The 21,359-nt window shown below is 29.3% G+C and carries 30 protein-coding genes; 29 read left to right on the top strand and 1 reads right to left on the bottom strand.

Annotation, left to right across the window (positions count from 1 at the left end):
- Positions 1 to 14: 14 nt before the first annotated feature.
- The 29 genes from IWX80_RS13670 to IWX80_RS13530 all read left to right on the top strand — a co-directional run bounded on the left by IWX80_RS13670 (position 15) and on the right by IWX80_RS13530 (position 20,383).
- The gene (locus tag IWX80_RS13670) at positions 15 to 311 is read left to right on the top strand and encodes a hypothetical protein (protein WP_196853920.1); all 297 of its coding nucleotides are present in this window, start codon (positions 15 to 17) and stop codon (positions 309 to 311) included.
- Between the two features lie 60 nt (positions 312 to 371).
- Entirely contained in the window at positions 372 to 512 is a 141-nt protein-coding gene (locus IWX80_RS13665) for a hypothetical protein (RefSeq protein WP_196853919.1), read from the top strand.
- A gap of 362 nt (positions 513 to 874) precedes the next feature.
- Positions 875 to 1,636 (top strand): hypothetical protein, encoded by a 762-nt coding sequence (locus IWX80_RS13660; RefSeq protein WP_196853918.1) that lies wholly within the window; start codon positions 875 to 877, stop codon positions 1,634 to 1,636.
- A gap of 168 nt (positions 1,637 to 1,804) precedes the next feature.
- Positions 1,805 to 2,164, top strand: a complete 360-nt coding sequence (locus IWX80_RS13655) for a hypothetical protein (protein WP_196853917.1) — start codon at positions 1,805 to 1,807, stop codon at positions 2,162 to 2,164.
- A gap of 204 nt (positions 2,165 to 2,368) precedes the next feature.
- Positions 2,369 to 2,647, top strand: coding sequence for a hypothetical protein (locus IWX80_RS13650; RefSeq protein ID WP_196853916.1), 279 nt, complete (start codon positions 2,369 to 2,371; stop codon positions 2,645 to 2,647).
- Between the two features lie 215 nt (positions 2,648 to 2,862).
- A complete protein-coding gene (locus IWX80_RS13645; protein ID WP_196853915.1) occupies positions 2,863 to 3,243 on the top strand; it encodes a hypothetical protein in 381 nt (126 codons plus the stop codon).
- A gap of 165 nt (positions 3,244 to 3,408) precedes the next feature.
- The gene (locus IWX80_RS13640; protein WP_196853914.1) at positions 3,409 to 4,095 is read left to right on the top strand and encodes a hypothetical protein; all 687 of its coding nucleotides are present in this window, start codon (positions 3,409 to 3,411) and stop codon (positions 4,093 to 4,095) included.
- A gap of 158 nt (positions 4,096 to 4,253) precedes the next feature.
- On the top strand, positions 4,254 to 4,853 hold the full coding sequence (locus IWX80_RS13635; RefSeq protein WP_196853913.1) for a hypothetical protein: 600 nt from the start codon (positions 4,254 to 4,256) through the stop codon (positions 4,851 to 4,853).
- Positions 4,854 to 5,492: 639 nt separating this feature from the next.
- The gene (locus tag IWX80_RS13630; RefSeq protein ID WP_196853912.1) at positions 5,493 to 6,056 is read left to right on the top strand and encodes a hypothetical protein; all 564 of its coding nucleotides are present in this window, start codon (positions 5,493 to 5,495) and stop codon (positions 6,054 to 6,056) included.
- A gap of 177 nt (positions 6,057 to 6,233) precedes the next feature.
- On the top strand, positions 6,234 to 6,548 hold the full coding sequence (locus IWX80_RS13625) for a hypothetical protein (RefSeq protein ID WP_196853911.1): 315 nt from the start codon (positions 6,234 to 6,236) through the stop codon (positions 6,546 to 6,548).
- A 9-nt stretch (positions 6,549 to 6,557) separates the two neighbouring features.
- On the top strand, positions 6,558 to 7,055 hold the full coding sequence (locus IWX80_RS13620) for a hypothetical protein (protein WP_196853910.1): 498 nt from the start codon (positions 6,558 to 6,560) through the stop codon (positions 7,053 to 7,055).
- A gap of 168 nt (positions 7,056 to 7,223) precedes the next feature.
- Positions 7,224 to 7,691, top strand: a complete 468-nt coding sequence (locus IWX80_RS13615) for a hypothetical protein (RefSeq protein WP_196853909.1) — start codon at positions 7,224 to 7,226, stop codon at positions 7,689 to 7,691.
- Between the two features lie 166 nt (positions 7,692 to 7,857).
- On the top strand, positions 7,858 to 8,388 hold the full coding sequence (locus IWX80_RS13610; RefSeq protein WP_196853908.1) for a hypothetical protein: 531 nt from the start codon (positions 7,858 to 7,860) through the stop codon (positions 8,386 to 8,388).
- A 184-nt stretch (positions 8,389 to 8,572) separates the two neighbouring features.
- A complete protein-coding gene (locus IWX80_RS13605) occupies positions 8,573 to 9,163 on the top strand; it encodes a hypothetical protein (protein WP_196853907.1) in 591 nt (196 codons plus the stop codon).
- Between the two features lie 280 nt (positions 9,164 to 9,443).
- Positions 9,444 to 9,929 (top strand): hypothetical protein, encoded by a 486-nt coding sequence (locus IWX80_RS13600; RefSeq protein ID WP_196853906.1) that lies wholly within the window; start codon positions 9,444 to 9,446, stop codon positions 9,927 to 9,929.
- Positions 9,930 to 10,091: 162 nt separating this feature from the next.
- On the top strand, positions 10,092 to 11,288 hold the full coding sequence (locus tag IWX80_RS13595) for a hypothetical protein (protein ID WP_196853905.1): 1,197 nt from the start codon (positions 10,092 to 10,094) through the stop codon (positions 11,286 to 11,288).
- Between the two features lie 173 nt (positions 11,289 to 11,461).
- Positions 11,462 to 12,037 carry a hypothetical protein gene (locus IWX80_RS13590; protein ID WP_196853904.1) on the top strand — a complete coding sequence of 192 codons (576 nt, stop codon included), beginning with the start codon at positions 11,462 to 11,464 and terminating at the stop codon, positions 12,035 to 12,037.
- A 521-nt stretch (positions 12,038 to 12,558) separates the two neighbouring features.
- Complete coding sequence (locus IWX80_RS13585) at positions 12,559 to 13,722, top strand: immunity 26/phosphotriesterase HocA family protein (protein WP_196853903.1); 1,164 nt, start codon at positions 12,559 to 12,561, stop codon at positions 13,720 to 13,722.
- 178 nt (positions 13,723 to 13,900) lie between these two features.
- Entirely contained in the window at positions 13,901 to 14,707 is an 807-nt protein-coding gene (locus tag IWX80_RS13580) for an HNH endonuclease (RefSeq protein WP_196853902.1), read from the top strand.
- Positions 14,708 to 14,866: 159 nt separating this feature from the next.
- Positions 14,867 to 15,223 (top strand): hypothetical protein, encoded by a 357-nt coding sequence (locus IWX80_RS13575; RefSeq protein WP_196853901.1) that lies wholly within the window; start codon positions 14,867 to 14,869, stop codon positions 15,221 to 15,223.
- A gap of 18 nt (positions 15,224 to 15,241) precedes the next feature.
- Positions 15,242 to 15,586, top strand: coding sequence for a hypothetical protein (locus IWX80_RS13570; RefSeq protein WP_196853900.1), 345 nt, complete (start codon positions 15,242 to 15,244; stop codon positions 15,584 to 15,586).
- Between the two features lie 167 nt (positions 15,587 to 15,753).
- Positions 15,754 to 16,227 (top strand): hypothetical protein, encoded by a 474-nt coding sequence (locus IWX80_RS13565; RefSeq protein WP_196853899.1) that lies wholly within the window; start codon positions 15,754 to 15,756, stop codon positions 16,225 to 16,227.
- Between the two features lie 294 nt (positions 16,228 to 16,521).
- Positions 16,522 to 16,893 carry a hypothetical protein gene (locus tag IWX80_RS13560; RefSeq protein WP_196853898.1) on the top strand — a complete coding sequence of 124 codons (372 nt, stop codon included), beginning with the start codon at positions 16,522 to 16,524 and terminating at the stop codon, positions 16,891 to 16,893.
- A 33-nt stretch (positions 16,894 to 16,926) separates the two neighbouring features.
- Positions 16,927 to 17,337 carry a hypothetical protein gene (locus IWX80_RS13555; protein WP_196853897.1) on the top strand — a complete coding sequence of 137 codons (411 nt, stop codon included), beginning with the start codon at positions 16,927 to 16,929 and terminating at the stop codon, positions 17,335 to 17,337.
- 155 nt (positions 17,338 to 17,492) lie between these two features.
- On the top strand, positions 17,493 to 17,870 hold the full coding sequence (locus tag IWX80_RS13550; RefSeq protein WP_196853896.1) for a hypothetical protein: 378 nt from the start codon (positions 17,493 to 17,495) through the stop codon (positions 17,868 to 17,870).
- A 621-nt stretch (positions 17,871 to 18,491) separates the two neighbouring features.
- A complete protein-coding gene (locus IWX80_RS13545; RefSeq protein WP_196853895.1) occupies positions 18,492 to 18,785 on the top strand; it encodes a hypothetical protein in 294 nt (97 codons plus the stop codon).
- A 153-nt stretch (positions 18,786 to 18,938) separates the two neighbouring features.
- Complete coding sequence (locus IWX80_RS13540; protein ID WP_196853894.1) at positions 18,939 to 19,430, top strand: hypothetical protein; 492 nt, start codon at positions 18,939 to 18,941, stop codon at positions 19,428 to 19,430.
- Between the two features lie 182 nt (positions 19,431 to 19,612).
- The gene (locus tag IWX80_RS13535) at positions 19,613 to 19,936 is read left to right on the top strand and encodes a low molecular weight protein tyrosine phosphatase family protein (protein WP_334682360.1); all 324 of its coding nucleotides are present in this window, start codon (positions 19,613 to 19,615) and stop codon (positions 19,934 to 19,936) included.
- Between the two features lie 42 nt (positions 19,937 to 19,978).
- The gene (locus tag IWX80_RS13530; protein ID WP_196853893.1) at positions 19,979 to 20,383 is read left to right on the top strand and encodes a hypothetical protein; all 405 of its coding nucleotides are present in this window, start codon (positions 19,979 to 19,981) and stop codon (positions 20,381 to 20,383) included.
- Positions 20,384 to 20,593: 210 nt separating this feature from the next.
- On the opposite strand, the gene istB is transcribed toward IWX80_RS13530, so the two are convergent.
- Positions 20,594 to 21,358 carry an IS21-like element helper ATPase IstB gene (gene istB / locus IWX80_RS13525; protein ID WP_196853892.1) on the bottom strand — a complete coding sequence of 255 codons (765 nt, stop codon included), beginning with the start codon at positions 21,356 to 21,358 and terminating at the stop codon, positions 20,594 to 20,596.
- Between the last annotated feature and the right edge of the window lies 1 nt (position 21,359).

The raw sequence follows: 21,359 nt of genomic DNA, 5'->3' as shown, positions 1-21,359 counted from the left end.
AAAAATAAAACAATATGTGCACCACAACGACTGATATAGATTTCTTTAAATTTTTAGCGGTTATTTCACCTTTTGTTTCTGCATTTTTGACAGGCTTATTAACTTACTATTTTACACTTAAAACGAAAAAATTTGACATTCTTTATCAAAATAAAATCCCTGCATTTAAAGAAATAACTTCAGAACTGATTGAACTTAAAAAATTCTGTTTAGGGAGAGTTGCTTATTTTCAAGGAAACGAAGTTTCTCCTTATTGGGAAGAAAATCTTGGTGTTTTGGCACATAGAACATCAATCACAGAAATTTTTTAAATCAATTCCATATTTTTATCTAAATCAAGTAAAAAATCCATCGAAAGTTTAATAAACGAAATGAGCGGATTATGCAATGCTGAAATTAGTTTAGCGAGTAACAATGAATTACCTCAAGTTGAAAAAGAATATGAAAGAATTGCAAAAATCACCGAAAAATTAATATCAATTTTATATGCAGATCTTAATTTAAAGAATTAATAAAAAAAACTACGGCTAACACACGCTACAATCAATTTGGGTATTTGGCTTAATTTGAAATTGGTTTTGTATTTGGGAATATTTGACAAATCCGAAAATAGGACTTAATTTAGTCCCAAACTGCTTGTAGCGCGAGAACGTTAGCCGTAATTTCAGAAAAAAAACGAGATATGTATAAGAAAATTATCTTTATATTTTTATTGTTAATTAATACGGTTTGTATATCGCAAACCGTATTAATAAAAGGTCTAGCTTTAGATACCGTAAAAAGTAGAAATTTTGTTATGATCAATGTGAATGATACTTTAAAAAAATTCCGTGATAAATCTTCTTTGACAAAAAAATGGGATGGTTATGATGAATTGACAAAAAACAAAAAATTTGTAGTCTTTACTGATTCTATCGGAAACTTCAATATTTCAGCAAAATCAACAGATTCTCTTTATTTTTATGCAACCAGATATCTAACACAGAAATATGCAGTTTCTGATTTGCTGAAAAGAAAAGAAATAAAGATTCAATTGGAACCTGAAAAATGCATTCCCTTTGTAAGTTGTGAACAGAAAAAACCATCAAACTATTACATATTTATTGGAAAAAAACTAAAATTAGAAGGACAGAAACAGCCATATTATTGCAATACAATTACAATGGATGGTGAGTTTAAATCAACATATAAAATTGAAAAAAATCTTTATGGTAATTTCCCAAAAGACACTATAATTTTTACTGCTTTTGACCATTATGGAATTCCTAAATTTAGCAATTTTGAAAATGTTTTGCTTTTTGTAGGTGAGTATTGTGGAAAACTTTATCACGAAAAATACCAATATTTTGATTTATACAAAACAAAAAATGGAAAATGGGCAAGTCCAGGAAATCCTTATAAAAATGATAATTACGCAAAAGAGAAAAATATCGAACCAAAAAAAATAAATTTTGAAAATACAGTCTATTTTGATATTTCAAAACTAAATGAGAAGCAGATAGAAGATGAATATCCTGTTGAATATTATAAAATAATTGAAAATAAAGCAATTCCTATTATGGGAACTTACGTTGAAGATTTAGTTGAAATAAAAAAAAATGGAATTCTTAAAGCAAGGAAAATAGAATTGGAATAGAAACAACGGCTAACAGCGGTTTCACGATATTTGGGTTTCAGGCTTAATTTATAGATGGTTTTGTATTTGGAAAATTAGTGTTTAACCGAAAAATAAATCTTAATTTCATCCCAAACATCGTGAGAGCCGCGGAACGTTAGCGGTAATACTAAAAAAACTGAAACAAGAATGAATCCGAAACTTAGAAGCATCATTTTTAAAACCTTTGTGGTTGCGTTTTTACTATTTATATCTTGCTCGTCTTCAAATACAAAAAGTTCAGTAGAAGAAAAACCTTGTAATGAAAATTTAGCCTTCAAAAAAGTTTACTTTGAAAATATTCAGAATATTGAAAATCTCGAAACTAAAAGTCAAAATGAATCATTTCATAATTCACTCAAGTTTATCTCAAAATATGCGAAAGTAAATTTTGAATCTATGGCGAATTATGCTCGAACTTATCCCTATGGAATATTTGAAGAAGATAAAGCAGGCTGGTTAAAATGGTATGAAGAAAATAGGTGTAATAATATTCAATTCAAAGATTAAGTTACTAAGACGTACTACCGCTAACAGCCGTTTGGCTAGATTGGGGTTTTAGGCTTAATGGAAAGTTGGTTTTGTATTTGGAAAATTTGTGTTTTACCGAAAAATCTCGCATCTTTATTCCCCAACCTCGCCAAGCGCCAGAACGTTGGCGGTCAGCTTGAAAAAACCGAACAGAAACGGAAAAAATAATCTAAAAAAAATAATATGGATTTTGATGACATAAAAAATGAATTAAATAATCCAAGTTTTAAAATTGACATAGGAACTTTTCTAATGAGAATGCACACTACAAATCTTATGAATAATTATCACTTAAAATCGATATTAAAACGACAAGTTGAAATATTAGAATTACAAAAAGGAAAAACAGGACAAGAACTTGAAAGTTCCGTTGAATTAGAGATTGAAAGATTGAACGATATGTTTTCGGAATGGCTAAAGGAAGATATAATAAACGTCGTGAACGATTTATCTCGCGATTAATTATTTTTCCATTTGATTTTCTTTTAATTAAGGTGGAAAAGTGAAACCTGAAAAATTGGAATAGATAAAAAGCCGAACTGTCATCACACGTCGGCGGTCAGCTTAAATCCAAAAAACAAGATATGATATTTATAAAAGTACTTTTATTTTCATTAATTTTTCTTTTTGTTTATAATATAAAAAGAATAGTTTACTATATCAAAAACTACGATGAAATGGAAGAAACTCTTTTTAAAAGGAGAACTAATTTAGACTTAACAAAATTGACTAAAATATCGAATGGTCATTTTTTCTTTGGGTTAGCAGAATATCTAAGAGCTAAATCTGAATTTTATTACGACAAAGAATATTTATACGTGATAAGCACTAAAAATCAAGTTGCCAAACATCGAATATCTGAAATAATAGAGGTCAGTAAAACCTCAATAATGATTAACGATAGAAGAATTTGGAAAATAGTAATTAACAATGTTGACGATAAAATAATTTATAAGCTTTCCACAAACGATACTTTATCCAACAATAATTTCAATTTATTTTTAGACAAAGTAAACGAAAACAACAATTCTATTGTTGATGCGAATTGGTTATGGTAGATAGATTATAACAAAAAGGCCGAACCGCCAACACACGCTACAAGCAATTTGGGCATTAGGCTTAATTTGAAATTGGTTTTGTATTTGGAAGATTTGGCAAATCCGAAAATAGAGCTTAATTTAGTCCCAAACTACTTGTAGCGCGGGGACGTTGGCAGTAATACTATGAGAAAACTAAAAATAATATTCACGATAATAATTTCATTTGCAATTCTTAGTTGTGAAAAGAGAAATTCTAGTTTAGAAATTGAGAAAGAAATCATAAACAATTTATTTGTGGAAATGGTGGATTCAATTCACAAAGACCCTAGAATTTATCTAACGTTTCCTCCAAATCCGGATATAATTTATGACCAAAAAGGTAATAAAATTGGAGTAGATTCAACAGAATATAAAATTGAAATCATCAAGTATAATAATGATGAGGAATTAAGAAAAAAAGATACATCTAAATTACTATTTGGTGTTAGCGAAAAAATATACAGGCCATCAGAATATGAATATAAAAGTATAGAGTCATATTTTAAAACATTGAAATTACAAATTGACACAACTAGTAATTCTACCGAATCTAAAATTGATTTAGAGCAATTTAAAAATAATAAGAAATTTAGATTTAAATATTTATCTGAATTTCCTGAAGGTGCAAATATTCTAAATAATGACGGAACTTTTAAATTTTCTGGAGGAATTGCATTTTCTAAAATAATTTTTGATGAAAGAAAACAAATCGGAATTTTGTGTGGAAATTATCTTTGTGAACCAAGATGCGGAATTGGATATCTAATTATTATTAAGAAGATAAACAATAAATGGAAAATTAAAAAAATAGAGCGTACTTGGCAATCGTAAAAGTACTACTGCCAACAGCTATTTTGAGCTAGCTGGAATTTAGTGGGATTACCGTTTCGCATCAAGTTTTCGTTAAGCCGAAAACTGAAAGGTTACGAACTTCCAGCCATCTCAAAGTGGCAAAACGTTATGTGTAATGCTCTCACCGAAAATAACATATGAAATTAATTGATAAAAAAGATATTCCTTTTACAACAAAAAAATTTTTTGACGAAAATTATGATTTAATAACTCCTGAAAACACCGAAAGATTTCAAATTGGACTTTTTGACCATTTTCTTAATGAAGAAGAAGTTATAGAATTCTACGATTCAAATTCTGTCGAGGAAAATTTCTCAGAAAATGAAATGAGATATTTTAATTTTATTGCAGAAGTTTTTGAAAGTTCTCTAACACAAATTTTTATCGAAATTGAAATGGATGAATTATCAAACTCTAAAATTATTGAAATTCTTAATATTTTAGATTTTGAAGATAAAAACATTTGGATTGAATTTGTGAAAAAGCTTGATAATGCAAATTCAAAACTAATTGAAATTGACTCAAAAAAGGAATTAAAAATGTTTTTTAAAATTATCACAAGAGAATTGACTTCTCCAATTTTTCATTTCGAAAACGGAAAAGTAAATTTGTTAGGAAATTTTGATTTATTTTTTCCAATGTTTTTTGAAAATAACGAATTAGTGAATAAGTATAAAGGAATTGCATTAAAAAATAATTTACACATTCTGAAAATTGAGAATCAGCACTACACATAACACTTGCTACTAGTGATTTGGGGATTTGGCTTAATTTGGAAATGGTTTTGTATTTGGGATGTTTACGCAAATCCGAAAATAGAGCTTAATTTAGTCCCAAACCACTTGTAGCAAGGGAACGTTACAGGACAGTTGTGCCGAAATTACGCAGAAGAAAACAATCAGAAAATAAACATTTATTTCCGCAGAAAATTCACAAAGCAGAAGAGTGAAAATTGGAATCGCCAATAGAAATTGGAAAGTTGGAATCTGAAAATTAACAGACGGAAAACTGAAGCGTGAAAGTTAGAACTTGCCAACAGAAACTTGAAAGTTGGAATCTGAAAAACATAAACTTGAAAAGTTTTGCGCAGAAACTAAAAAGTGAATAATTGAAAATAAAACGTTGAAAATTGGGAACCGAGAAGTAGAAGCGTGAAAATTGGATTTTGCCAACAGAAGCGTGAAAGTTTTGTGTGGAAATTGTAATTTCGACAAAACAACCGTCCTGTAACAGCCGTTTGGCGTGATTGGGGTTTTAGGCTGAATTTAAAGATGGTTTTGTACTTGGAAAATTTGTGTTTAACCGAAAAATCTCGCATCTTTATTCCCCAACCACGCCAAGCGCCAAGACGTTGTATGCTATTTATGAAAACCTGAATGGAAAGAGAAATTTTATTTACTGCAAGAAATACATACGATTCAGAATATAATTCAGGATTTAGTTGGCAAGAATATTTGGAATGGTCAAAGCTTTATCAAGTGAAAGAATTAGTTTCATTAGATGGAATCTTAAATGATTTATCCTTTACGCCTGATTTTGATTCTGAAACTGAATGGAAATATATTGTAACTGACGAAAATGTGGTTACAGTATTTTTCAATTCTGTTGACTACGTTTTGGAAAAAGTAAAAGGCTTAAAATATTTTAATTTATTAGCTGTCATTAAAGAACCTAAAAGCGAGAATGCTAATTTGAATACTGAATATGATTTTATTGGTTATGATTTGGTAGAGAAAGATGGAGATATTAGTGCGCTAACAAATTGTGGAGGTTTTGATGAAACATTTTTACCTCAAGAACTAAATGAATACGGATTAATTTCAGTTTACGATAAAGCAAAAAAAGTTCAAATAGAACTTATTAAAAATAATCCCGAAGAGCATCATGCAGATTGTTATCTATATGAAGTTTGGAGACATAAAACTATTGGACGAAAATAAACAGCATACAACACACGCTACAAGCAATTTGGCATTAGGCTTAATGGAAAGCTGGATTTGTATTTGTTATGATTTGGCAAATCCGAAGAATGGTCTTAATTTAGTCCCAAACCCGCTGTAGTACCAGAACGTTATAGAGCATTTTGAAAAATCGTGCTAAAAGACAATTAATCAGAAATGAAAGGACAAATTTTTATAGATAATTCCGAGATTGGAACTGTGAATTTTAAAATTATTGACGAAAGTATGGGCGCAATCGGCGGTGATTTTGTTGCCACCGAAAATTATCGTGAATTTAAAAATGAAGTTCAAAAACTGACTAATAAAAACGGTAATGCGAATTCAGAAAATTTTAAGTTTAGAGTTTTCGTAGATAATGTTGAATTTAATCCAATTGGTGGAATTTGCCTAACAGACTCAAAAGAATTTGCCGAAATATATTTAGATGTTGCTGGACTTACTCAAAGTGAACTTGAAAAAGTTAGAGGCTAAAAAATGATAATGAGAGAAACAACAACTAAAATATTGAATGTAATTTACTGCTTGACAGTTTTACTTTTTCTGTTGGATAGTTTGACAAGTTTTGACATAAAAAGCCAAGCGTTAAAAACTTTTATTTACTTTGGAATTTTAATCGGAACGCCTTCGACTTTAATATGGAATTCGGTTGTAATCAAAACTAAATCAAAAAGAATCGCGGGTATAGTTTTTCCAACAATCATTTTAATATTGCTAATATTTATTGGACCGTTGAAAGTTTTGTTCTCTTCTGGTGCATGGCAAACACAAACTGTTTTATATCAGAATGAACATTTAACTTTTAAAACCGTCGAATTCCAAATGCAAGACGTTGGCGCAATGGGTTATAATAAACGTACAGTTGAAGTACTTTATTTGACAAACCTTTTTATGATAACAGGCGAAGTTCCGAAAGATATTGACCAAAGTGTTGAATGGGTAAAAGTTAACAAAGAAATTAACGAAATTGGAATCAAATAAACGTAGAAAAAACGCTCTATAACAGCTACTACAACGGATCTGGGCAATAGGCTTAATGGAAAGTTGTTTTTGTATTTGGGATGATTTGGCAAATCCGAAAAATGGGCTTAATTTAGTCCCAAACCCGCTGTAGTACCGGGACGTTGGCAGTAATTAACAAAACCCGAAATGAAAATTAGAACTTTAGCTTTTTTATTACTTTTTGCCATAATAAGTTGTGACGGAACTTTGGGTGGGTTTGAAACAAGAAGATTCCCAATATCAAAACAGAAATTAAATTCTGCATTTGATACTCTTTTCTCAAAGCATCCAGAATATATAATCCCTGATAAATGGAAAAGTTATGACGTTTGGGGTTATTGGGGGAAGAACTCTTTAGAAGCTCGCACATTTTATCTTAAAAGTAATCCTGAAGAAATGTATTATGTTTCTTTTATTGGCGATGAAGAAATGTTAAAAGACACAACCCATATTGATATTGCAATTCGCTCTGTTTTTACCAGAAGACATTTAAAATGGCTCAAAGAAGAAGATTGTAACGACAAAGAAAAGGAAAGAATCGAAGAAAGATTTGATAGAGAAATTATTTCGAAACTTGAAGAATATACTAATGTTAAAGCAATAAGACAAAATTAACTACTGCCAACAGCTACTACAACGGATTTGGGCAATAGGCTTAATGGAAAGTTGGTTTTGTATTTTAAAGTTCAGTCCTAAACCGAAAAGTTAAGGCATACTTTATCCCAAACCCGCTGTAGTACCAGAACGTTGGCAGTAATTTTTAAAAACCGAAACGAAATTGATGAAATCAAAAATTAAAACTTACAGATTACTAACATTTAAGTTCTTTTTGAAAACGCTATTTGTTTTATTTTTAGTTTTATGTTTGACTTTAATAATAACGGGAATAATAAAAAATTTAGCAGGATTTTGGAATAATAATTATAAATCAGGATATGCAGGAATAGTTATGTTGCTCATTTCTTTATACTTATTTTATAATTTGGGCTTGACAATTTATTTATACGTGAAATATTTATTACACGAAAGAAATACAAAAATCCAGATAGATTTTAAAAATGAAACAATAACAATGTTTAAAAATTCAACATATTATGTTTTAGACTCTCAAAGCTTAAAATCGATTGAATTTTATCTGTCAACAAAACATTATAAAAATTTATTACGTAATTATGGATATACAAAATTAAATACTAATGATGGTAAAGAATTTATAATTACGAATTTTATACTTAATTACAGACTCATTGAAAATATGTTCTGCAATGTGAAAAAAATTAAAAAGCTTGATGAAGTCATATATCTCCCATAAAAAAACTACTGCCAACACACGCTACAAGCGATTTGGGCAATTGGCTTAATTGAAAAATGGTTTTGTATTTGAAAGATTAGCAAATCCGAAAATAGGGCTTAATTTGGTCCCAAACCGCGTGTAGCGCGAGAACGTTAGCGGTGAGGCTATAAGACAAACAGACTAAAAAAGAACAATAAATTATATGACAAAATTTCTATCTCTAAAACATTGGCAACTATTTGGGTTACTTTTTGGAATTCCAATGGTTTTTCAATTCATTACAATCGGTTCTGTTATTTCAAATAACGACCCGACAACTTTTTTTTACTTCTTCCCAATAATGATGATTTTAGTCGTGGGACTTTTCTTTGGTTGGTTCTATGCTCTTGGTACCAACCTTCATAAAAAACTTCCACCAACAGTAACAATGAATTTGACGCGATTCAAAATATTTCTATTAATACCTTTAGTGTATATTGTATTTATTTCAATTTCTATGGCTGGTCTCTTTTCGGATATCTCAAATGGCGGACAACCCAATCCAGCAATTTTTGCGTTAATAGTTCCATTGCATCTCTTCTCTATGTTTTGCATTTTTTATTGTTTATATTTCAATGCAAAAGCCTTAAAAACAGTTGAATCTAGAAAACCAGTAACCTTTAGTGACTTTTCAGGAGAATTTTTCTTGATTTGGTTTTACCCTATTGGAATTTGGATAATTCAGCCAAGAATTAACAAATTATTCGAGAGAACAAATAATGACAATAGCAAAATTATTGACAATATTGTATAAAGTACTAACGGAAAAAAAGCCCGAACCGCTAACAGCTGTTTTGATATAGTGTCTGATTTAGTGGAATTACCATTTCGCATCAAGTTTTCGTCAAGCCGAAAATTGAAAGGTTACGAACCACACACCATCTCAAAGCAGCGGCACGTTAGCAGTAATACTCTCAAAAATTGCAAAAAATTTGAACTTAACCAAAACTAATCAGAATTTAAAAAAACTCCATTTCTTGATTCTAGGATTTGTGCTTTTGAATTTTACTATTCAAATAATTACCAATTATGGATTGAATACAAAACTGATATTCATTCTCAAATGCGTAATTTATCTTTCAGGAATTTCATTGTTTTTACTTAATAGAAAACCATTCAAAAAAATAACTTTCTATTACTCCTATTATTTATTTTCTTTTATCGTTCTAATTTTATTCAGAATTTTTGGTGGAATATTTTTAGGTTTATTATCATCAATAATTTTATTTCCCATATATCCAAAAGAAGTTAAATATGAAAAAGACAACTTAAAAGTATATGAAAAATTTACAGGATTTTTAGGTGCGTGCTGTCAATATGAAATTGCAGAAAACAAACTTCTAATATTTGAAAAAATATGTGGAAAAATAAAAATTGAAGAAGGGATAGAAACTGAAAAAAGTGAAATAAAGATGATTAATAATGTCATCGAATATAAGCACAAAATAAAAAGTTATAATTACGAATCACAAATGGAAATTGAAACTGACACGTTAGAGAAAATTGAACTAAAGAAATAGGTACTACTGCTAACACACGCTACAAGCAAGCTGGGCAATTGGTTTAGTGGGGAAATAGTTTGTATTTGATACATTTGTTTTTAACCGAAAGATTACGCATCTTTAATCCCAGCCTGCGTGTAGCGCGGGAACGTTAGGCGCAAGTCAAAAAAAAATCACAGGATGAGAAGAACTGATATGTCCAAATATCTAATTCATAGCGTAAGAAAATCTGAAGAACGCGATTTGCCAAATGAAGAACATGAATTTAATGAACATAATTATTTTCCTCTATTATGTGGTGAAAAATTGGATAATGAATTTGATGTTTTAAAAAACATAATTCGAGAGGGAGGATTAAGAGCTAATCTATCGTTTAGGAATGGAAAAGCGACTATATATGGTAATAATCCAGTAATATGCTTCACTGAAATGCCTTTAATTAATTTTTTAGAGTACGTTAAATTAAGGCATAATAGTAGTAGAATCACTCAATATGGTGTGGCAATGCTAAAAAAAGAAGTTTATAAAAATGGTGGAAGACCAGTAATTTCAGGATTATCTACAGAAAATTTCGAATATTTGGATGCGCAAAAAAAAATTCTTAAACCTGAAATATTGCCTTTAGCTGAACAATATAGATACGTTAAATTTGATTTTACTACAGATTGGACTCATGAAAGGGAATGGCGAATTGTTTGTAATCGTGATGAAAAAAATTTCAATCTATTAGATGATTATAACTTAAATGTTTTTGACACTTATGGATTAAATATTTTTTCTGATTTTTACTTCTCTGAGGTTATTATCATACTATATAGTGAGGATGAAGCAAAAGAAATACATGAAATAGTACAAGACCAATTAGATAGTAATTATGCTAAAAGCGGACAGGAATTTTACACAAAAATTAAATACTTAATTGTACAAAAAGCTATTGAACTTCTTGAAGAAAAACAATACAAAAGTATTGAAGACTTACCTAACAATGTGTTTTATAAACATACATACGAAACTCTGACAGAAATTGAAATTGAAAAAGTAAAAAACGCTCTAAAAAAATGTACTCAATTATCGAAACAATTTGCTGATGAGTTTTTTGAGTTACATAATCTTCATACAGAAGAAAGCCGTTTGAATTATGATATAAGTGGTTTTGCTACCGTTACTTCTTTACATAGTAACAACAAATACTACAGATATTTATTAAATGAAAAATTTGCTAATGCTGTCGATGGTTCAATTTGGCTAAAAAATCTAAGTGCAGAAATTCCTTCTTTACAAAGTCTCACTTATCAGGAATTTATAACGAAGAAACAAAGTGAATTTTTAAACGAAGAAATCGAAAATATTTTTTATTATTACTCAAAAGTAGATTAAATGACCAGCGCCTAACACACGCTACAACGGATTTGGGCAATTGGCTTAATGGCAAGTTGGTTTTGTATTTGTGATGATTTGGCAAATCCGAAAATAGGGCTTAATTTAGTCCCAAACCCGCTGTAGCGCGAGAACGTTATGCGATATTTTGACCAAATAAAAAACAAACAAAGATGAAAAAATCTATGATCAAAATTTATTTTTCGATTATCTGTTTAATCTATGTAAGCATAGTTTATCCTCAGAAAAATTATTCAGATGCCATTTTAATTGATATTAAAAATGATACAATTAATTGTAAAATTAAAATAAATTATAATTTTTTGAATAAAAAGTATTTAGATGATGCAGCATATTTTAGAGGTGTTACAATTGTTAATGATGAAGGAAACGCAATTGAAAAAATACCTGCAATCTATATAAATCAAGTACGGTTTACTGATATTTTTAACATTGAGAGGGTTTATCTTAACAATGGCGTATTGTTTAAACAATTACTTTTTAACGGAGTGAAATTGAAATGGTATCGAACAATGACTGAAGACCTTTGGAACGGTCCATCTTTTAAGAACTATTTAATGAATGAAAATGGTCGGATATTTAAAATAGAAACACTTAGAATTAAGAAAACGTTGAAGGAAGCTACAATATCAAAACCTGAGTTAGTATCTCAAATTGATAGTATTAGCTTGTGGGTAAAAAATATTGATGTTGATATTTTAAAAGTACTGAAAAAAAATGAAGAGTAATAACTATGTAAATAGGAGTTTTACTTGATAATAATTCAAGACCGTTTCCTTTATCAATTTCACCGCGGGTTGCACGTTGAATTCAGATTTAAAAGCCAAATTTAAACCAGTGATAAAAAATTCAGAAAAGAATAACTTAAATACTGAAATTATAGGAAGTGGAAAAATAAACATATTGAGCTACGATCCGTTTACTTTACGTGCAAAATCTGAAAATGAATACTTATTAAAAACGATTTCATTTATCAAAAATAGTAAACAAAAAGGAAATTTTTAATTAATAACAGCAAGTGCTCAAAATAACTATGAAATAATAAAAAACTCAAGTGTCATTATTAAATATGTTAAAAATATTAAAACGTAATTAAAAACATCGCACAACAGCAGTTACACAAGATGCAAGGATTTAGTGGAATTGCCGTTTCGCATTGAACTTTTTACTTAAATAGAAAATATGCAGTCACGAAGCCTTGCACCTCTTGTAGCTGCGAAACGTTACCACTCATTTTAAGAAAAAACGAATGAAATTTGAATTAAACAATCACCAAAGAAAATATTTAGGTCTTGAAATTGTTCCTGATAATTGGGAAAAAGTAGAAATCACTAAAGAAATATTAGTCTATTTTGATGGTAATACAATTCGAAAAAAAATCAGTGTGGGTGAGTATTCATATCAAGAAATCCAATTAGACGAAGAAACTGAAAATCGAACAATATTATTACCAAAAACGAGCAGAGGAAAAAATAAAAAATTAAACTTTTCATCACTAGACTCTAGAAACGGAATAGGTATGTATTTTAGTTTTGGAATAGGTGGAATTACTATTGGGAATCACTCAACAGAGAAAACTTATTATTCCACAGATTTTGAAAACATAAAATTTGAGAGTATTGATGATTTGCCTATTTGGTTAGACAATTATATATTAAATACAACCGAAAGTGATTTAAACGATTTACAAAAAATAGCAACCGAAAAAAGAAAACGAATAGATTTAAAAGAAGGTGATTTTTTTATTTACAAAGTTGATAGGAAAAACTTCGGATTTGGTCGTTTAATTTGTGATATTAGAAAAATAAGAAAAAATCAAGATTTTAAAACAAATAAAAATTATGGCTTTTCGAACTTGATGACACAACCTTTAGTTATTAAAATATATCATATTATTCAGAATTCGAAAGAAGTAGATTTAACTTATTTAAAATCTTTAAAAAGTTTACCATCACAATATATTATGGACAATTTACTATACTATGGTGATTTTGAAATAATCGGAAACTTACCACTAGAAGATTGGGAAATTGATTTTCCAATTTCATATGCGAGAAGTATTTCATATGGTGATTTTGATACAGTTTATTTACAATATGGCAAAATATACAAAGAAACTACAAGAGACAAGTTTTATAAATACATTGAAATACCAAACCCAAATCCTAAAGGAGATTGGGATAAATGCTTAATATTCAATCCATATAGAAATGAATCAATAGGATTTGGATTAGATTTCAATAAATCAAATTTACTGCAATTAATTTCAGAAAATTCAAATCAATCATATTGGAATGAAGAATTTTATGGTCGTGATACTGATTTAAGAAATCCGACGAATATGGAAATTAAAAAAGAAATATTTGATTTTTTTGAACTTAATCCAAGTAAATCTTATTCAGAAAACCTATAAAAAAACGAGTGGCAACACGCGCTACAAGCAATTTGGGGATTTGGCTTAATTTTAAAATGGTCTTGTATTTGGGATGATTTGGCAAATCCGAAAATAGGGCTTAATTTAGTCCCAAACTGCTTGTGGCGCGGGAACGCTAGTGGCAATTTTTGCAGAAACGAAAACAAATCCTACAATAATGAAATGTATATTTTGCAAACAAAACTCTGAAAATGCTAAAAGTGTTGAGCACATTATTCCTGAATCTTTAGGAAATAAATCTCATGTTTTAGAAAAAGGAATTGTTTGTGATAAATGCAATAACTATTTCGCAACAAAAATTGAAAAAAATGTTCTTGAACAATCTTATTTTAGAAGTTTAAGACACAGAAATGATATAGTAAATAAAAAAAACAAACTTCCTAAAGAATTTGGATTTATTGCTCATCCAAAAGGCGGGAAAATTGAAATTATAAATAAATATAATAACCAAATTGAGATTAATATTGATAGTCAAGAAATTTATAATCTTATCAAAGAACAAAAAGTTGACAAACTTTATTTTCCAATTTTAACTGAACCTGAAAAAGACAATATTTACTTATCTAAACTTTTGGGCAAAATTGCTTTGGAAGCATTAGCACAACGAGTTTCTACTGTTGAAAATTGGAACGAAGACTTTATTGATCACGAAGGTCTTGATGATTTAAGAAATTATGTTAGATTTGGAAAAGGCAAATTTTGGGAATATAAACAACGGAAAGTTTACGAAGAAAATGATGGTTTTAAAGATATAAGCAATCCTCAAAAACCTCATATATATCAAACTCTTCACGAATATGACTTTTTATATATTGATAATAAATATTTATTTTTTATTTGTATAATTATGGGGATTGAATATACTATAAATATGGTAGAATCAACACTTGAATTATATAATGAATGGCTTATAAAAAATGAAAACAAAAGTCATCTAGAAAGAGATTATCAAATTAAACAATAAAACTGCCACTAACAGCCACTACAACGGATTTGGGCATTGGGCTTAATGGAAAGATAGTGATGTATTTGGGATGATTTGGCAAATCCGAAAACAGGGCTTAATTTAGTCCCAAACCCGCTGTAGTGCCAGAACGTTATAAGCAAGCTTTAAGAAACATTAGTGAAAAACGAGAACGAAAATAAATGGCCAGCTTTTGAAATTAAATCATGGAAAAACATTCCTGTGATTCATGGTAAAATCGCAAAACAAACTGACGCGGAAAATGGTTTGGCAGTGTTTTGTCTTAAAAATGCCGGAGTTGAACATATAGCATTTGAAATTGATTTACCAAAACTCGCATATTTGACGAATGAAGATGATGACTCGAAAGAATTGATTGTGGTAATTCAAGCCGAGTCGACCGAAAAAGGAGTTGTGATTGGTTATAGAAACCCGAATGGTGGAAATGGCGCAGGTTTTCTTTATGAATTGGAATTTTTAAATAGTGAAGAAATTGAAAGCTTGGAAAGAAATTAAAAAGCATAAAAAATAATTATGGATTCAAGGTTAATTTATGAATCAAGCAAAATTTATTTACAGAAAATTGAATGGTTAAAGTCATCAATAGAATCTGAAAGTGAATGGATTTATTTGAATTTCGAGGAAAATATTAATGAAAATGTTATTGGCAAAATAATAAGTAATCATCTTGATAGCGAAAACTTATTTATTGCCCTGACAAGAAACGAATCTTTTGAAACAAAACGGAAAAATATTATGTCAGAAATAAAAGGATTCTTAAAAACAAAAGATTTCGTAATCTGGAATCAACAATTTGAAAAAGTGATAGAGTTTAATAAGCTTGGAATTTGCCGAAAAGGTGAAAAAGCCAGCTTATAACAGCCGTTTCAAGCCATTTGCTCGTTTTCATTAAATACAAACAACAATTTCCATAACTTCGTTTTCGTTAACCGAAAATACTCAGTTCCATAAATCGCAAAACGGCTTGAAGCGTCGGGACGTTAGACGTCATTGTAAGACAAACTAGTAACAAAAAACATAAAAGAATGAAAAGAATATTATTTATCTGTTTGATTTTCCAATTCCAAATTTCATTCGGACAAAATGTTAGAATTGAGATTTCTGATCACTATCGTGAGCTTGATGGAAAAGTATATGCAACATATCAATTTGTTAGTTCAAGTTATAGTGCTTTGAGGCCGACTTTAGTGATTATTACAAATAAAGATTTATCATTCGAACTTTCAAATAAATTATCAACTTTATACAAAGCAAAACAGGAATATACAGATGTTTGGATATTAGGAATAACTAATTTCAATCAAAAAAATATTTCAGAAGTCGATAAGAAAATAATTGACAAATTTTTACAACAAATAATTAAATATCGTGCAGACAATAATTTGCCGCTTATAGTGGGGGAACCGCCATATACTCTTGAAGGATTGCAAAGAGACAAGATTATTATTGAAAAGAAAGATGATATTTGTAAATACTTGGTATGTAAAAATAAAATATAAAAGCGATTACAAAAATGAGAAACAGTAAAAACGAAAACATAAATTAATACTGAAATAGCTTGGCTGAGTTGCGTCAATTTTGAAAACTTACTCACCTTACGTATCACAACGCCGCCTAACACACGCTACAATCAAGCTGGGCAATTGGTTTAATTTGAAGATGGTTTTGTATTTGATACATTTGTTTTAGTCGAAACATTACGCATCTTTAATCCCAGCCTGCGTGTAGCGCGGGAACGTTGTGCGTCATTTTGGACAAACGAAAACGAAAAACAAAAGTTTAATAAGCAATAGATGAATTTTGAAGAAATTGAAAAGGTTCAAATTGGAAAGAAAGCAGATTTCACATCTGAGTTGAAAAATAATTCAAAAGATTATTCCTTTCATTGTAAAAATTGTGATAACATTTTAAAAATGAATTATGAAAAGCAAATAGATAATTGCTGGACTGGACACTCAAATAAAATAGAAAAGGAATTATTTGAAGAATTAAAAAAATTCTATAAAATCGGATTATTTAATAAATCTATCGACGGTGGATTTCCTGTTTTCGATAAAATAAAATGTGAAAAGTGCAAAATCGAATACATAACTTATTCTGGTGTTAATGAAGATTATAATTCACTATATTATGTCATTCTAAATGGAATTTTGAAAGAAAATTAGACGATAATTGAATAGCACTAAATAAAAAAAATAATGAGAAAGTTGTTTATAAAAACTTCAAAGTCAATCTTTCTTGCTTTAACTGTATTATTTATAACTCAAATTTGTAACGAAAATAAAACGATCAAATATTCAAAACCAAATGATAACCAAACATTAAAAAAAGGAGAATGGATAAGTTCATCTGACTCATTAGCAGGAATAAGTATTAGAGGGAAAAAGATAGCTTTTTTCAAAAAAATGGTATTTAATTCAGAGGACATTTGTGAATTTTCAATTATAGACTCAATTCAGAAAAATGATAATTCAGAAAAAAATATTGGCACGTTTTTGTTAGTTGTCAAAAATAAAGACTCAACCAAATATAAAATACTAAAAAGAAGCGATAAATTACTTGTAATAGAAAGTAGAAACAAAACAGAAACTTTTAAGTTCTGGAGATAAAAACGAAAGCACAACAGCTGTTTTGAGATGGCTGGAAGTTAGTGGAACTACCGTTTTGCATCAAGTTTTCGTTAAGCCGAAAATTGAAAGGTTAGGAATTTCCAGCCATCTCAAAGCAGCAAAACGTTGTGCGACATTATAAAAAAAATACTAAATTGAAAAATATCTTATCTAAAGCATTTTTATTTTTAATGATTGTTGGGGTAATCTTTATGTTCATTAAAGGTTATAAATACAAACAAGAAATTGAAACTAATCATGGAGAAACAATTTGTAAATATACTTTCTGTAAAGAATATCCAAAGACAAATTCGGCATTTGTAAAGTACTTTGTAAATGGTAAAGTGTATCGGAATGGAGGAGGACGATGTCCTGACAAATATTCGCAAACAATAAACAAATATTACGAACTGAAATATTCCAAAATTGATCCCAACAAAATTATTGTCGATTTTTCAAAAGAAGTTAAAGACAAAGTATTAATTGCCGAACTAGACTCGAAACTTAATTTTAAATATTGGATGGAATATTAATAACGTCGCACAACAGCTACTACAACGGAGTTGGGCAATTGGCTTAATTTGGAGATGGTTTTGTATTTGAAAAATTAGTTTTTAACCGAAAGTTTAGGCTTTCTTAATCCCAGCCTGCGTGTAGCGCGAAGACGTTAGCGGCAAGTGTCCGAAAACACTATAATAAAGGAAATAGTGGAAAAAAAATACAAGATTAGTTTTAGAATTTATAGTGTAATGTTAATGTTTTCTATACTATTTACATTACTACTTTGGGGTGCAAGCGGCCACAGAATAAAACTAAATTATCAACATTACTTGATTGCCATTTTTGCTTTGTCTAGTGTTTCACTTTTATTCATATTTCCGAGAATACCAACCGACATGAAACAACAGAAAATCATTAGCGGAGTTGTATGTTTAGTTTTATTATTAGTCAGTTTATATTTTGCTATACAAAATTTGTTCATAATCTTAACAGAAAATATAATAGCAGAATTTAAAGTTATATCAACTCTGTTTGTTGGAATTTTTATAACTGCAATTGTTTATTTATTTAAGCTAATTGTTGTAATAATAAAACAAAAAAGAACAGAATAAAAACACCAACCGCTAAAGTTCCCTAGAAACTCAACAGAAAATATGACTATCGAAAATTTATTAAGAAAACCCGAATTTTATTATTGGTTTTTAATCCCAACATTCATTGCCATTTTTGTAGTTGTAAAATCAATTATAGTTTTGAAGAAGAAAAGAAGTTTGATAAATTGGGCGTTGACAATATTGGTAATAAGTTTAGTTGTATTTTCAGAATATATTCTCGGAGTTATTTTTTTCATGGACGCTTGGCCGACATATTTACCGCATATTGGAATTGGATTAGCTTTAATCATTTATGGAATTCAATTCTTTGTAAATAAAAACACCAGCCGCTAATAGCCGTTTCTCGCAATTGCGAATTTTGTGGTAAGTTAACGTTTACGTTTCGCTAGAATTTTTATCTTTAAAAGAAAATAAAAAGTTCCGAACTTCGCAACTGACGAGAAGCGGCGGGACGTTAGTGGCAACCAATCCTCAAAAAACGTAAAAATGAAGAAAGTATTACTGATATTGATTTTATTGTCATTTGTAAATTGTAAAAAGAAGACAGCATATTTTAATTTATCAATTTTAAATAAAGATTATAATTTAAATTTACAAACTGGTGAATATAAAATGGAATGGTATCATAAGTACAGCGACAAGATAAAGTTAACTCAAAATGAAAAAGAAAAAATAAATGAGTTAATTTTTAAATATCATCTAGATACTTTAAAAGGTATTAAATTGGTGGAAGATAATAAAAACTTAATTATGCCGTATTTTAATGATGTATTCATTTTGAAAGAAGAAAAAGATATCGTCTCCAGAATAGATATTTCTAGACAGGCAAAATTAAACTCAAAATTTACTAAAACTGAAATTGATATATTAAATTTCAGAAAAGACATTTTTGAACTTTTAGAAGAAAACTCAGATTTTAGAAGAAATTTAGATACATTAGAAGTCGCGAAGAAAAAAGTCCAAAGAATATTCCTGTAAATTTTGGCAGCCACTAACAGCTAGTAAGCAATAGTCGGGAATCAGGCTTAATGGAAAGATGGTTTTGTATTTGGGAAATTAGTGCTAATCCGAAAATAATTGCTTTATTTAGCCCGACCATCGCCTACTAGCAAAACGTTAGTGGCAAGTTTAGCTCAAAATTCCGAAAAAAAAGAAATAGATTGAAAAAAATATTATTTATATGTAGCCGAAATAAGTGGAGAAGTTTAACTGCTGAAACTATTTTTAAAGGTAATCCAAGTTTTGAGGTTAAATCCGCAGGAACTGAAAATTCAGCAAGAATAAAAATCAATTCAAAACATATTAATTGGGCAGAAATCATTTTTGTAATGGAAAAAAAACATAATGAAAGACTCTTGGAAAAATTTCCGAATGAAATGAAGGGTAAAAAAATAGTGATTTTAGAAATTCAAGATAACTATAAATACATGGATTCTGAACTTATCGCAGAATTGAAAATATCACTTAACGAATATTTTAAATAGCGCTATGGATAAAATAATTAAAATTACAAATAATTTTTTTTAATGATAACTCTAAAAAAAAATATAGAATTATGTAAAAAATCATTTTCATTTTTAATAACTGAATTTGAATGTAAATTAGAAAAAATTATTGAAAATGGAAATGTTTTCTTTGATATTAATTATGCAGGAACAAATAAAGTAATTTCAATTTCACTCGAAACTTACGAAAACTATTTAAGAGTTGTAATTTTTGATTTAGAAAACGGAAAACTTTCAGATTATGACGACAAAGCTAAAACTATTCATCTAAATCAATTAACTAAAGAATATTTTCCAAAGATTTCAAAAAATGAAATAACTGAAAATTCAATGTTCTTCAAAAATATTTCAACAGAAACCGAAATTGAAAAACAAATCGTCAAATGTGCTAAAGAATTGAGATTAGTTTTGAACTTTATAAAATAAAACCTGCTACTAACAGGCGTTTGGCAAGATTGCGAATTTCGTAGTAAATTGCAAATTCCAGTGTTATTGACCACCCAATTCCAATTTAAAGTGAGCACCTGATTCCAATTCAAAATGACCACCTAATTCCGGAGCAAAATGACCACCTCCATTTTTCATTAAAAACTACTTTTTTTCATCTGTTAATTAGTATTCAAATATACTTAAATATTAGCCTTTGTTTATCCCTCTTTTTTTTCTCATCGATTCTCCATGTAATTCGAGTCGATGGGATTGATGTATGAGTCTATCCAAAATGGCATCAGCTATGGTTTTTTCTCCAATGATGTCATACCAGCCTTGCACTGGGATTTGTGATGTTACAATTATAGAACCATTATTATGCCTGTCTTCAATGATTTCTAAAAGGGTAATTCGGTTATGACTATCTAATCCTTGGAGTCCAAAATCGTCCAATATAATAACATCTTGCCTTTCTATTTTGGCCAATTCTCGCAGATAAGAACCATCTGCTTTGGCCATTTTTAATTTAGCAAACAACTTCGAAGTATTAAAATAACTCACTTTAAAACCTTGTATGCAGGCTTGGTAACCCAATGCAGTACCCAAATAACTTTTGCCTACACCTGTACTTCCTGTGATTAAAATGTTTTCATTTTTTTCTACAAATTCACATTCTGCCAGACGCAGTACAGTGTTTCGGTCCAGATTACGGGTTTGGTCAAAATTGATAGTTTCAATGTTTGATTTGTAATGGAATCGGGCATTGGTGATACTGCGTGCAATACGCCGATTGTGCCTTTCATCCCATTCGGCATCAATAAGCATCGATACAAACTCATCGAGTGTGTAATGGTCTGTTTTTCCGCTTTCAATAGCCGTTTTAAAAGCATTATACATGCTATAAAGCTTCATTTGTTTCATTTTTGTTACTGTGGATTGCTTCGCCTGTTCGCTTACGCTCGGGTCATTCATG

It is taken from the genome of Flavobacterium sp. CAN_S2, from assembly GCF_015752255.1.
Lineage (GTDB): Bacteria > Bacteroidota > Bacteroidia > Flavobacteriales > Flavobacteriaceae > Flavobacterium.
Note: the sequence above shows the minus strand (reverse complement) of the source record. Positions and strands in the feature narration are given on the sequence as shown.